Source organism: Methylobacillus rhizosphaerae (assembly GCF_900187985.1).
GTDB lineage: Bacteria > Pseudomonadota > Gammaproteobacteria > Burkholderiales > Methylophilaceae > Methylobacillus > Methylobacillus rhizosphaerae.
The window spans coordinates 12,909-25,811 of the sequence record NZ_FZOA01000006.1; the positions used below are offsets into that span (position 1 = coordinate 12,909).

The 12,903-nt window shown below is 52.1% G+C and carries 13 protein-coding genes and 1 tRNA gene; 7 read left to right on the top strand and 7 right to left on the bottom strand.

Going from position 1 to position 12,903, the window contains the following annotated elements:
• Positions 1-73: 73 nt before the first annotated feature.
• Together aroG and CHB59_RS07575 are read left to right on the top strand one after the other, a co-directional pair.
• The gene (gene aroG, locus CHB59_RS07570; protein ID WP_089375642.1) at positions 74-1,156 is read left to right on the top strand and encodes a 3-deoxy-7-phosphoheptulonate synthase AroG; all 1,083 of its coding nucleotides are present in this window, start codon (positions 74-76) and stop codon (positions 1,154-1,156) included.
• A gap of 13 nt (positions 1,157-1,169) precedes the next feature.
• The gene (locus CHB59_RS07575) at positions 1,170-1,712 is read left to right on the top strand and encodes a GNAT family N-acetyltransferase (protein ID WP_089375825.1); all 543 of its coding nucleotides are present in this window, start codon (positions 1,170-1,172) and stop codon (positions 1,710-1,712) included.
• Positions 1,713-1,845: 133 nt separating this feature from the next.
• Here the strand turns inward: CHB59_RS07575 and CHB59_RS07580 are convergent.
• A tRNA-Lys gene (locus tag CHB59_RS07580) sits at positions 1,846-1,921 on the bottom strand.
• A 94-nt stretch (positions 1,922-2,015) separates the two neighbouring features.
• Complete coding sequence (gene ffh / locus CHB59_RS07585) at positions 2,016-3,368, bottom strand: signal recognition particle protein (protein ID WP_089375643.1); 1,353 nt, start codon at positions 3,366-3,368, stop codon at positions 2,016-2,018.
• 99 nt (positions 3,369-3,467) lie between these two features.
• Here ffh and CHB59_RS07590 point away from each other — a divergent pair, with 99 nt between their 5' ends.
• Positions 3,468-4,280, top strand: coding sequence for a cytochrome C assembly family protein (locus CHB59_RS07590; RefSeq protein WP_089375644.1), 813 nt, complete (start codon positions 3,468-3,470; stop codon positions 4,278-4,280).
• Between the two features lie 6 nt (positions 4,281-4,286).
• On the opposite strand, the gene CHB59_RS07595 is transcribed toward CHB59_RS07590, so the two are convergent.
• Positions 4,287-4,949: a histidinol-phosphatase gene (locus CHB59_RS07595; RefSeq protein ID WP_089375645.1), complete on the bottom strand. Its 663-nt coding sequence runs from the start codon at positions 4,947-4,949 to the stop codon at positions 4,287-4,289.
• A 96-nt stretch (positions 4,950-5,045) separates the two neighbouring features.
• Between CHB59_RS07595 and CHB59_RS07600 the strand changes: the two genes are divergently transcribed.
• Positions 5,046-5,714: an energy-coupling factor ABC transporter permease gene (locus tag CHB59_RS07600; protein WP_089375646.1), complete on the top strand. Its 669-nt coding sequence runs from the start codon at positions 5,046-5,048 to the stop codon at positions 5,712-5,714.
• Positions 5,715-5,719: 5 nt separating this feature from the next.
• Here the strand turns inward: CHB59_RS07600 and yedA are convergent, their stop codons facing one another.
• The 3 genes from yedA to CHB59_RS07615 all read right to left on the bottom strand — a co-directional run bounded on the left by yedA (position 5,720) and on the right by CHB59_RS07615 (position 8,688).
• Complete coding sequence (yedA, locus tag CHB59_RS07605; protein ID WP_245835092.1) at positions 5,720-6,607, bottom strand: drug/metabolite exporter YedA; 888 nt, start codon at positions 6,605-6,607, stop codon at positions 5,720-5,722.
• A 69-nt stretch (positions 6,608-6,676) separates the two neighbouring features.
• Positions 6,677-7,093: a nucleoside diphosphate kinase regulator gene (rnk, locus tag CHB59_RS07610; protein ID WP_089375647.1), complete on the bottom strand. Its 417-nt coding sequence runs from the start codon at positions 7,091-7,093 to the stop codon at positions 6,677-6,679.
• Between the two features lie 62 nt (positions 7,094-7,155).
• Entirely contained in the window at positions 7,156-8,688 is a 1,533-nt protein-coding gene (locus CHB59_RS07615; RefSeq protein ID WP_089375648.1) for a 2-isopropylmalate synthase, read from the bottom strand.
• A 273-nt stretch (positions 8,689-8,961) separates the two neighbouring features.
• Here CHB59_RS07615 and CHB59_RS07620 point away from each other — a divergent pair, with 273 nt between their 5' ends.
• Entirely contained in the window at positions 8,962-10,332 is a 1,371-nt protein-coding gene (locus CHB59_RS07620) for a C13 family peptidase (protein WP_089375649.1), read from the top strand.
• A 1-nt stretch (position 10,333) separates the two neighbouring features.
• Here the strand turns inward: CHB59_RS07620 and pssA are convergent, their stop codons facing one another.
• Complete coding sequence (gene pssA / locus CHB59_RS07625) at positions 10,334-11,149, bottom strand: CDP-diacylglycerol--serine O-phosphatidyltransferase (RefSeq protein ID WP_089375650.1); 816 nt, start codon at positions 11,147-11,149, stop codon at positions 10,334-10,336.
• Positions 11,150-11,323: 174 nt separating this feature from the next.
• Here pssA and tgt point away from each other — a divergent pair, with 174 nt between their 5' ends.
• Both tgt and yajC read left to right on the top strand, forming a co-directional pair.
• Positions 11,324-12,436, top strand: coding sequence for a tRNA guanosine(34) transglycosylase Tgt (gene tgt, locus CHB59_RS07630; RefSeq protein ID WP_089375651.1), 1,113 nt, complete (start codon positions 11,324-11,326; stop codon positions 12,434-12,436).
• 90 nt (positions 12,437-12,526) lie between these two features.
• Complete coding sequence (gene yajC, locus CHB59_RS07635) at positions 12,527-12,847, top strand: preprotein translocase subunit YajC (RefSeq protein ID WP_089375652.1); 321 nt, start codon at positions 12,527-12,529, stop codon at positions 12,845-12,847.
• Positions 12,848-12,903: the final 56 nt, after the last annotated feature.

The following is a 12,903-nucleotide window of genomic DNA, read 5'->3' on the forward strand; positions in this document are numbered from 1 at the left end:
ATAATAATCAACTTTTTTACCATATCAGTGCCGTGCCATGCCTGGTTACCCTCCGGGCAACGATGAGAAAAGAATGAGTCCATACCAGAAAATTGCGACTGATGACGTACGCATCAAGGAAATCAAGGAGCTGAGATTACCGTCTGAGTTACTTGAAGCGCTGCCAGCCAGCAGCTCTGCCACTGACAATATCGTGGCAACTCGCAGCACCATCCATAAAATCCTGCACAGTGCGGATGACAGGCTTCTGGTCATCATCGGCCCCTGTTCCATTCATGACTACGATGCCGGAGTGGAATATGCGCGCCGCCTCGTGGCCTTGCGCCCCCGCTTTGAACACGACCTCCTGCTCGTCATGCGAGTATATTTCGAAAAGCCACGCACGACCGTCGGCTGGAAAGGGCTGATCAACGACCCTGACCTGGATGGCAGTTATCGCATCAACGAAGGTCTGGAACTGGCCCGCCGCTTCCTGCTAGACGTCAACTCACTCGGCATGCCGGCTGGCACTGAATTTCTGGATGTCATCACACCACAATATACAGCCGACCTGGTCAGCTGGGGTGCCATTGGCGCCCGGACCACGGAATCCCAGATCCACCGTGAACTGGCATCAGGCCTGTCCTGTCCGGTTGGATTCAAGAATGGCACTGATGGCAACGTCCGCATTGCCGTGGACGCCATCAAGGCTGCTGCCAGTCCGCATCACTTCCTGTCGGTCACCAAGGAAGGGCGCTCTGCCATCATCTCCACCAGCGGCAACGAAGACTGCCATGTCATCCTGCGTGGCGGTAAAGTGCCAAACTACGATGCAGCCAGCGTCGAATCAGCTGCACGCGAGCTGGCCAACGCCAGTCTGGCTCCCAAAGTCATGATCGATTGCTCCCATGCCAACAGCCTGAAACAGTTCAAGCGCCAGATTGATGTCATTGCGGATGTATCCGCGCAGATTGCCAGCGGTGATGACCGCATTGTCGGTGTCATGATTGAATCACACCTGAACGAAGGCAGGCAGGACCTTATTCCAGGATGCTCGCTTGAATATGGAAAATCCATTACCGATGCCTGCCTGGGCTGGGACGACTCCATCACCCTGCTAGACACGCTGGCCGAAAGTGTACGCCAACGCCGCAAACACCAAGCAGAAGCTGAATAAGCCACTGCCTGCCATGTCACCATCCGCTGCATCCTGGCGCCTGATGCAGCCAGGCGACCTGCCGGATGTACTCCGGATCGCCGCCCAAGTACACCCAGACTACCCTGAACATGCGGATGTGTTCATCGAACGCCAGCAGCTCTACTCACAAGGCTGCTGGGTCAGGCAACACGGAACCCACCTGTATGGCTACCTGCTCAGCCATCCTTGGTTACTAGGTCATCCACCTGCACTCAACACCAAACTGCACACATTGCCTGACAAAGCGGATAGCTACTACCTGCATGACATTGCCTTGCTCCCTGCCGCACGGGGCTCAGGAGCTGCAAGCCAGATCATTGCACAGCTATGTTCACAAGCACTGGCTGAAAACCTGACCACCTTATCACTGGTTGCCGTCAACCAATCTACCGACTTCTGGCAGCGTCATGCTTTCCAGCCTGCCAATCACCTGGTGCCCGCGGGGAAACTGCACAGTTACAGCCGTGATGCGTGTTACTTGGTGCGTACAGTGACCAACACGCACCGTACAATGATGAAAAATATGACAGACTAGTAATAATAGGCAATCAAACCAATCGCTACGCACATAGCCCCGCATATTTACGCGGATATCACTGCACATGTTCAAGGTTGGACTATATGAAATGAAAAAGGGTTAGCTTTGCAGCTAACCCTTTTAATATTCCTGGTGGGCTGTACGGGGTTCGAACCTGTGACAAACGGATTAAAAGTCCGCTGCTCTACCAACTGAGCTAACAGCCCTGAGATGTACTAGTCATCCCGGAAAGCGCGCAATTATGAAGAAAAGTACTGCTGACGTCAATGCCGGATTGAAAATTTATTGCTGTCGCCAGTTTTACCTCATACCGGGGAAGCGCCCTTGCATGCTGCGCATAATTTTGCCAATGCCGCCCTTGGAGAACATTTTCATCATTTTCTGCACTTCCTCGAACTGGTTGAGCAAGCGGTTCACTTCCTGCACCTGCACACCAGAGCCGGCGGCAATACGGCGTTTGCGTGTCGCCTTGATGATTTCAGGCTTACGACGCTCTAATGGTGTCATCGCATTAATAATGCCCTCAATCCTGCGTAGAGCCTTGTCTCCAGCCTCATTATTGACCTGGCCGACCATGCCGGAGAGCTGAGCCGGCATTTTATCCATCAGTGCGCCCATACCTCCCATTTTGCGCATTTGCAGCATTTGCGACTTGAAGTCATCCAGATCAAAATTCTTGCCCGATTTGACCTTGTCTGCCAGCTTTTTGGCTTCCTCCAGATCAACATTTTTCTGTGCATGCTCAATCAGTGACAGCACATCTCCCATGCCAAGCACGCGGGAGGCCATGCGTTCAGGATGGAATAGTTCAATGCCATCCACTTTTTCGCTGACCCCAATGAACTTGATCGGCTTACCTGTCACATGCCGCACAGAGAGGGCTGCCCCCCCACGCGCATCACCATCCAGCTTGGTCAGCACCACGCCTGTCAGAGGCAAAGTTTCGCCAAAGGCACGCGCGGTATTGACCGCATCCTGGCCTTGCATGGCATCCACGACAAATAGGGTTTCAATCGGATCCAGTAAATCATGCAACTGCTTGATTTCAGCCATCATGGCTTCATCAATACCCAGGCGCCCTGCAGTATCAAAAATCAATACGTCATAGAAATGTCGCTTGGCAAAATCCAGCGCTTGCGCAGCGATATCCACAGGCTTCTGTGTTGCATTGGAGTCAAAACAGTCAACTTCCAGGCTTTTCGCCAGCGTTTTCAATTGTTCAATCGCAGCAGGCCGATAAACGTCTGCACTGGCCAGCAGAACTTTTTTCTTCTCTGCCTTGAGCAAGCGAGCAAGTTTGGCTGAAGTTGTAGTTTTACCGGACCCTTGCAAACCTGCCATTAATACAATGGCAGGAGGGTTGGTAGTCAGGTTGAGCCCTGTGTTCTGCTCGCCCATCAGGCGGGTCAGCTCTTCATGCACCACCTGGATGACAGCCTGACCCGGTGTCAGGCTCTGTAGCACCTCGCGCCCCTGGGCACGCTCCTTGACCTGGTTGATAAACTCCTTGACCACTGGCAGGGCCACGTCGGCCTCCAGCAAGGCCATACGCACCTCACGCATGGCATCTGCGATATTTTCTTCCGTGAGTCGCGCATGACCGCGCAGGGTTTTGACAACTTGTTGTAATCTACTGCTGAGGTTTTCAAACATGATAGGTACCGATGAATGCTGCCGTGCATAAATGCATGCGTCGGGCGGCTGCATGTTATAGTGTTGTGAATATATGAATTCTAACCCAAGTCATCCCGTATGATTGTGTTTCTGCCTTTTATTACTGCACTGATTTACCTGCTGGTGGCCGCAAACTATTGGCGCAGCACAAAAACGTCCAGTGCAACATCCCAACCTCATGCACAGCGCTGGCAATCTGGCCTGATCGCTATCGGCCTGGTTCTGCACGGGTTATCACTCTATTGCACACTGTTCTCCCAAGGGCTGAATCTCAGTTTCACCAATGCACTCTCGACGATTCTATGGCTCACCGTACTGATTTACTGGGTCACCAACCTCAAGCACCATTTATACAGCCTGCAGGCTTTTGTCCTGCCACCCGCCGCATTCTTTGTCCTGCTCCAGGCCTGGCAGCCTGAAACACATGTAGTGCCATATGCCGAACAACCTTTATTCGTTGCCCATATGGTCATTGCCATGTTGGCTTACAGTTTACTGACCTTCGCAGCCCTGCATGCGCTGCTCATGATGGCAGCCGAACGCAAACTGCACCAGAAATCCAGCTGGCTCCGGCTTCCTGACTTCCCTCCCTTGATGACCATGGAAATCCTGCTGTTCCGCATCATCACCCTGGGATTCATATTGCTGACGCTCACGCTCATCAGCGGGATGATGTTTTCGGAGCTGTTGTTCCATCACCCCATGCAGCTGACGCATAAGAACGTATTCACCATGTTGTCATGGTTGATCTTCGCTGGATTACTGTTCGGCCGCTACCGTTATGGCTGGCGAGGCCGCACTGCCGTACGCTGGACATTAAGCGGGTTTGTATTGCTGCTGCTGGCTTATGCGGGCAGCAAGTTCGTCCTGGAAGTCCTGCTGCACCGTTAAACCGCATCAGCGCAGACTGATGACGGGCCAGCCGGCCTCCTCTGCATACGTCTTGAGAGTAGGGTCCGGATCTACCGCCACAGGCTTATCTACCAGTTTCATCAATGGCAGGTCATTGTGGGAATCACTGTAAAACCAGGTGACCTCAAAGTCAGTAAGTGATTGCTTACGTTCAGCCAGCCATTGATTCAGCCTCATAATCTTGCCAGCCTGGAAACTGGGTGTACCCGTCACTTTACCGGTAAATTCTCCGCCCACTTCTTCCGGGGTGGTGCCAATCAGGTGTTCAATCCCGAACTCATGTGCGATCGGACCGGTCACAAAGCTGTTGGTTGCCGTAATGATCATGAGCAGATCGCCGTTCTGCCGATGTTTTTCTACCAAGGCACGTGCTTTCCCGGTAATCATCGGACGGATTTTCTCCACCATGAACTCCTGATGCAAAGCATCGAGTTCGCTACGCTTATACGCGCTTAATGGTTTCAACTGAAAATCCAGGAAAGCATGGATATCCAGCCTTCCCGCTTTGTAATCCTCGTAAAAAGCGATATTCCTGGCCAAATGCTCCTTTTCATTGAGTAAACCTTTGGCGATAAGGAACTGTCCCCACTGGAAGTCACTATCCCCTGCAAGAAGCGTGTTATCAAGATCAAATAATGCGAGCTGCAAATTATTTCTCCATCTACGGAAAAATTGTTAGAGTTTAGCCTATGGACATCAAGTGTGCGACCTCAAACCCGAATCCACACCGGATACTAACTGGCAATGAATCTACCTGAACACCTGGTGCCTCTCGGCTGGCAATGGAGTGCCAATGCGCTGGCGCTGGCATTGCTTGCCTACGCTGTCATCAAGGCACCCTGGCAACACTTGAAGTCCCCGGCATTGCAACATGTGTTCCTTGGTTCAATGGTTGCCCTGATGGTGCTCTGGAGCATCAAGGCCGGCATACGACCAGGCTTGAATATCCACCTGCTCGGAGCCACTGCCTTGTGCTTGATGTTCCGCTGGCAATTGGCCCTGGTGGTACTGGCTGTAGTGCTGGTCAGCATTACGGCCTTTGGCATGGCAAACTGGCAAACACTGGGGATCAACTATCTGATCATGGCCGTCATTCCGGTCGCCTTCAGCGCCACCCTGTTCCGTCTGGTGGATGCTAAATTACCCAACCACCTGATTATCTATATTTTTGTCTGCGGCTTTCTAAACGGAGGACTCACCATCAGCCTCTGCGGCTTGAGCGCAGTAATGATACTGATCGCCATGCAAGCGTATCCCGCCAACTATCTATTCAGCAACTACCTGCCTTATTTCATCCTCATTGCCTGGTCCGAGGCTCTGCTGACTGGCATGGCTATTACCCTCATGACCGCCTTCCGCCCACACTGGCTTGCCACCTTCAGTGACAAGCGCTACCTGGGCAGCAAACACTGAATAGCTTATCGGCGGCGGCCCAGTGGCAATACCAGTACCACTGCCAGCATAATCAATACAAGCGCATAAAACTCAGCATGCCCAAGTGCCTCTCCCGCCAACCATGCACCCAATATCATGGCCACCAGCGGGTTCACAAATGCATAGCTGGTTGCCAGCGCAGGCCGGACGGCATTGTATAAAAACAAGTACGCACTGTAGGCAATCAACGAACCAAACACAATCAGGTACAGCACAGCGTAAATAGCTGCTGGTTCTATCGTTTGCGGTATGGCCTCGTGATGCATCCAGCTGGCTCCCAGCAACATCACGCCACCACATAACATTTGTGCAGCACTTGCCATGACACCTTGCGGCATAGGCAGGTGCTTACCCAGCAGTGAGCCAAATGCCCAGCTTGCCGAGGCCAACAGCAATACCATGGCGCCCAACGGACTGGCCCGCATTTCCGCACCCAGGTTCAATACGACAACACCTACAGTACCCAGCAGGATACCAAGCCATTCCCGGCTACTGGGGGCATATCCCCAAATGCGGGAAAATACTGCAGCCCACAACGGCATGGTTGCTACCGCAAGCGCAGCTACTCCAGATGACACAGTCTGCTCGGCATAGGCCACACCACCATTGCCAATCACCAATAAAAATAGGCCCACCAGCGACGCCCCACCCCATTGCCTGAGTGTAGGCGCAGGTTTTCCTCGCCAGCGCAACCAGAGATACAAGACACCTCCAGCCACAATAAAACGAATCGCTGCCATCATAAAGGGCGGCAAGCTTTCAATGGCAATGCGCATGGCAAGATAAGTTGACCCCCATATGAAGTACAGCGCAAACAATGCAAGGCCGATCAATATATGCTGGCGCGAGAAATGCACACTTTGTCCTTTCAAGACTGAATGCTGGCTTTGCAGCAATAAAAAAGGCGCCCTGCAAGGCGCCTTACTTCATCATCCACCATTTCAGAGATGGAAATCACCAGCAGCCTCAGGCTGATAATCAACTTTAAGAATCTTGTACTGGCGCACACCACCCGGCATGGCCCAGTCAATCACATCACCTACCCTGTAACCCAGGATGGCAGTACCTAACGGCGCCACCACGGAAATACGATTGGCAGAGGCATCGGCATCAGTAGGAAACACCAGCGTGCAGTGTATTTCATGACCATTTGCCTCGTCGCGCAGCAACACGCGTGAGTTCATGGTCACCACGTCGGCACCCACCTGTTCAGAGGTCACTTCCTCGCTACGCGCCAGTTCATCTTCAAGGCGGGCCAGGTTGCCTGCCTCGGGAAAACCGTTTTTGCGCAATTGCTCAATCATGGAAAACAACCTGTCCATATCAAAACTTGTTACCTGGATTGCACCTTGCAACATGAGGATTCCTTTACCTTTATCTTGATGATTTTTTCGATCGTTGAATTAATTATTCTTGCCTGTTAAACCTGGGGATGCGCCCGCTCGGTATTGGCATGCAGTTTATTCAGCCCATTCAAATATGCTTTCGCTGACGCAATCACGATATCGGTATCCGCGCCCTGCCCATTCACAATACGACCGCCCCTGGACAAACGCACAGTCACTTCTCCCTGCGCATCAGTCCCACTGGTGATGTTATTGACAGAATAGAGCAGCAATTCAGCACCGCTACCCACAATCTTCTCAATGGCCTTGAACGCCGCATCCACAGGACCACCGCCATCAGCCTCTGCGCGCAACTCTTTGCCATTTTCGGTCACAGTCACCACGGCATGCGGCGTCTCGCCTGTCTGTGAGGCCACTTGCAGGTAGGCCAGTTTGAAATGTTCCTCGTTGACGACATTCTCACTGAGCAAGGCCTGGATATCCTCATCAAAGATCTCTGATTTTTTATCGGCAAGCTCCTTGAAGCGGGCAAAAGCAGCATTCAAGGCATCTTCTCCATCCAGTGCAATCCCCAGCTCCGCCAGGCGAGTACGGAACGCATTGCGACCCGACAATTTGCCCAGGGTCAGCTTATTGGCCCCCCAGCCTACATCCTCGGCACGCATGATTTCATAAGTCTCGCGGTGCTTGAGTACACCATCCTGGTGGATACCAGACTCATGAGCAAATGCATTGGCACCGACAATCGCCTTATTTGGCTGAACCGGATAACCGGTAATCGTCGATACCAGCTTCGATGTCGTCACGATTTGTGTTGCATCAATCGTGGTATCAAGCTGAAAAACATCACGACGCGTCCTGACAGCCATCACTATTTCTTCCAGGCTGGCATTGCCCGCTCGCTCGCCAAGACCATTGATGGTGCATTCCACCTGACGCGCACCAGCCAACACCGCAGACAAGGAATTGGCAACGGCCATGCCGAGATCATTATGACAATGAGTGGACCAGATAACCTTATCCGAGTTCTTCACGCGCGCAATCAACTGCGCCATGCGCTCACCCCATTGCTGCGGCACAGAATAACCTACCGTATCCGGTACATTGATGGTTGTGGCTCCAGCCTCAATGACGGCATCAAACACTTGCACCAGAAAATCCATGTCGGAGCGCACAGCATCTTCAGCAGAAAACTCCACATCATCCGTATATTCCAGTGCCCATTTGACTGCCTGCACGGCACGCTCCAACACCTGTTCCGGCGTCATGCGCAATTTGTTCTGCATATGAATGGGACTGGTGGCAATGAACGTATGAATACGACGCTTCCTGGCAGGACTGATCGCCTCCCCAGCCCGGCGGATGTCATTTTCGTTGGCACGTGCGAGAGAACAGACCGTAGATTCGGTAATGACTTCAGCAATCGCGCGAATGGCATCAAAGTCACCCGGACTTGCTGCCGCGAACCCTGCCTCAATCACATTGACACCCAGCTTTTCCAGCTGGCGTGCAATTCTCAGCTTTTCATCCTTCGTCATGGCAGCTCCAGGGCTTTGTTCGCCATCGCGCAAGGTAGTATCAAAAATGATGAGGTGATTCTGTGTCATGGCATAGGTTCCATCAACGTTATGAGTTTCAAGAGCAGGAGCGTCTAAGTAGAAAAAAGCTTGGAAAGGAAAAGTACTAGCGCGGACTGCGCAGCATCAGGCCTGCAGTGACCAGACTGGTCACCGCAATGGAAAAATTCAGATTGTGCCTGAGGGTTTGCATAGGTGGATTGAATATAAATCTTTTCCTCTCGCAAGGCAAGCTGGAGCCTTGGCGGGATCGCGGAATTCAGGCAGGATGGCAGAAACAACCAGCGATTGCATGAATCCCGTATGTCTTCCACCTTTACACCCTTGCACACTTTTTTTCTCCGTGGATTACAAAGCGCATTTTTCCTGAGAGTTTCCTTGACTGGCCTGCGCATCAGCCCCTTGCAATTGCTATGTTTGCTGATCATCACAACGGCCATCAGTATTCTGTCGGGACGCTTCACCGTATTTGGCAGTGCTGAGTTCATGCCCAAAACCTTGCTCTGGGGATGGTTACTGGTATTACTGCTGCTCTGGTTATGCTGGTACCTTAGTGAACATGCACGCCAGCCTGCATCACCAGTCCAGGCAATAGCGTTATTTGCTGTCGCCACGACACAAGCCATCGTACTGGATATCATCAGCACTGCTGCCTATGTCGGCTTCATCCAACAGATGGATATAGAAGGCTCAATCTGGCACTGGAGTTTATATATTGTGGCCAGCCTGTGGACAGCCATGGCATTGTGGCTGCTGCTCACCCGTACAACACAAGTACGTGGCAGGCTGATCCTGTTAGCCGGTATATTTGCACTCAGCACACCAGTCATTATCCATATCTCCCAACCCCCAGCGTATTGGCAGGCAGAGTCTGATGATGAAGAAAATATATCGATAGAAAGCAGTCTGCAACTAACTCCAGAGAAACTGGAAATACAATTACAACTTGCCAACCAGCAACGTGCGGCGCTCACAGCAGAAAGACCAGGAGTTGTTGACTTGTTCAGCATCAGTTACTCACCTTACGGTGATGATGCCGTCTTTCTGCGCGAGAGCAGCATGGTCAATGCCGTCATTGAAGAACGTTTTGATGCGGCAGGTCACATGCAGGAACTGGTCAACCACCCTGCCACGCTGGAGAGTTTGCCCTGGGCCAGCCTGGAGAATCTGGAGCGTGCCATCAACCGCGCGGCTGACCGCATGAACAGGGATGAGGATGTATTATTACTCTATCTCACCTCTCATGGCGCCAAGAATGGAGAACTGAGCGCTACGTTATGGCCTTTGGAAATGCGCAGCCTCACGCCACAGACCCTTAATTTATGGCTGGACAAGGCTGGAATCAAGCATCGCATCATCGTGGTGTCCGCCTGCTATGCAGGCAGCTGGATAGAACCACTGCAAAACGAGAACTCACTCATTATGACTGCCGCTGATGCCACGCATACATCCTTTGGGTGTGGCAGCAGCTCAGAACTGACCTTCTTTGGCCGCGCCGTCTTCGACGAAGCCTTGCGCACCACCTATTCTTTTGAGGATGCATTCCAACAAGCAGTACCCATCATCCGTGCCCGCGAACAGGAAGCTGGCAAACCGGATGGTTTCTCCAATCCGCAAATCTATATCGGCAGCAGAATACATTCTGTGCTGCAATCCCTGCAGCACAGAAGTTGAATTACTCAACCGGCGGTTGCTCGGATGAAGCCGGCACGGTACGGGAATGACGTTTATTCCATATCCACAGGGCATATCCGGACAAGCCATACAGCAGGAATACAAAAAACAGGACTTCCGGCGGACTATAGGAAATCAGCACAAACGCCAGCACTACCAATAAGATCACCACGAAGGGCACACTACGACGCAGATTGATATCCTTGCCACTGTAATAGCGCAAGTCACTCACCATAGAGAGACCGGCAAATAAGGTGATTGTCCATGCAACCCATTGCATCCTGACCCAGTCGAAGAATACCTCAGTGCCACTCACCTGGTTTTCATAGGAAACCCATACCAGTCCGGCGAGCAACGCTGCCGCTGCAGGACTGGGCAGCCCCTGAAAATAGCGCTTATCACTGTCATCCAGTTTGGTATTGAAGCGTGCCAGGCGCAACGCCGCCCCGGCACAGTAGATAAACGCGGCGATCCAGCCCAGTTTGCCCAGTGGTTTCAATGCCCACACATACATGACTAACGCCGGCGCCACCCCGAATGACACCATATCCGACAAGCTGTCGTACTCGGCACCAAACGCACTTTGTGTATTGGTCATGCGGGCAACCCGGCCGTCAAGACCATCCATGACCATGGCAATGAAAATGGCCACTGCAGAGTGCTCGAACCGACCATTCATTGCCTGCACAATGGCATAAAACCCGGCAAACAATGCTGCTGTAGTAAACAGATTGGGCAGGAGATAGATACTGCGTTCACGCAGGCCTGGCTCCTTGAACGAACCATGACGATGTGGGCGGGTGGGAACTTCAGCCATTCCAGCATTTCCTCAGTAAATAAAGCGTACAGGATATCTGCACGCAGAACTGCGCACAGTATAGCAAGCACGAAGTTTACACTCCATGGCTCTGCTACACATCTAGTACACGTTCATTTCCATCCCCACCCTCAGTCCATGATAGTATCGCGGCTTGGATTTTGGTTAAGAATCATGGAATTTACTCTTATCAAGCAAGATGGTGCCGCCCGACGCGGCACTGTAAGCCTCGCACATGGCGATATGCAGACACCAGCCTTCATGCCGGTAGGCACCTATGGCTCCGTCAAATCACTATCCCCGGTCGAGGTGCGGGACACAGGCGCCCACATTCTGCTAGGCAATACTTTTCACCTGTGGTTACGACCCGGGCTTGAAGTCATCAGCGAATTCGGCGGTTTGCATCAATTCATGGGCTGGGATGGCCCGATACTGACGGATTCAGGAGGGTTTCAGGTGTGGAGCCTGGGTGACCTGCGAAAAATCACTGAGGAAGGAGTGCGCTTCCGCTCGCCCATCAATGGCGACAGCTGCTTCCTTACACCCGAAGAATCCATGCGTATTCAGAAAGCTTTGAATTCAGATATTGTCATGATTTTTGACGAATGCACGCCTTATCCAGCCACGCATGTGGAGGCACGTGACTCCATGCAACTGAGCCTACGCTGGGCCGCGCGCAGCAAAGCTGCACATCAGGGCAACCCTAATGCCCTGTTTGGCATTATCCAGGGCGGCATGTACGAAGACTTGCGCGATGAGTCACTTGCCGGGCTCACTGAAATCGATTTCGATGGCTATGCCATTGGCGGCCTCTCGGTCGGTGAACCCAAGGAAGATATGCTACGCATCCTTGCCCACACTGCCCCCCAGATGCCAAAGAACAAACCCCGTTACCTGATGGGCGTTGGTACTCCTGAAGATCTGGTAGCAGCAGTATCTCATGGCGTAGACATGTTCGACTGTGTCATGCCGACGCGTAATGCCCGTAATGGTTGGCTTTTCACACGCAATGGCGATATCAAACTCAAGAATGCGCGCCATCGCAAGGATACGCGCCCACTGGATGAGGCCTGCAGCTGCTATACCTGCCGCAATTTTAGCCGCGCCTATCTTCATCACTTGCATCGTACAGGTGAAATTCTGGGAGCAAGACTCAACACCATACATAACTTGCACTACTATCAGGAATTGATGGCCGGCATGCGCAATGCCATTGAGCAAGGCCAGTTTTCAGCGTTTGTGACCCAGTTCAGACAGGACCGGCTGAAACTGCAGCAATCGACATAAAAGCGTATATGCCACACTGTGTTAGAATTTTGGGCTAATATTTTGCGTCTATTTAAGTAACATACCCACTCTTATTAGAAAGGTTTACCCGTGTTAATTGCTTCTGCATATGCTGCTGACGCTGCTCAAGCCACGCCTGACTGGACCAGCTTCCTGCCACTGATTGTTATTTTCGTGCTGTTCTGGTTCATGCTGATCCGCCCACAAATGAAACAAGCCAAGGAACAGCGCAAACTGATCGAAGCCTTGCAAAAGGGTGATGAAGTCACTACCAGCTCCGGCATTGTCGGCCGCATCACGAAAGTAGCTGAAGGTTACATCAGCCTGGAAATAGCCCCAGAAACCGTGATTACAGTGCAAAAGCACACTGTGCAAACGCTGTTGCCCAAGGGCACCATCAAATCCCTGTAAGCACTTGCTGCCTATTTGACTTCCGATCTTTAAAACATCACTGAAACACTGAAATG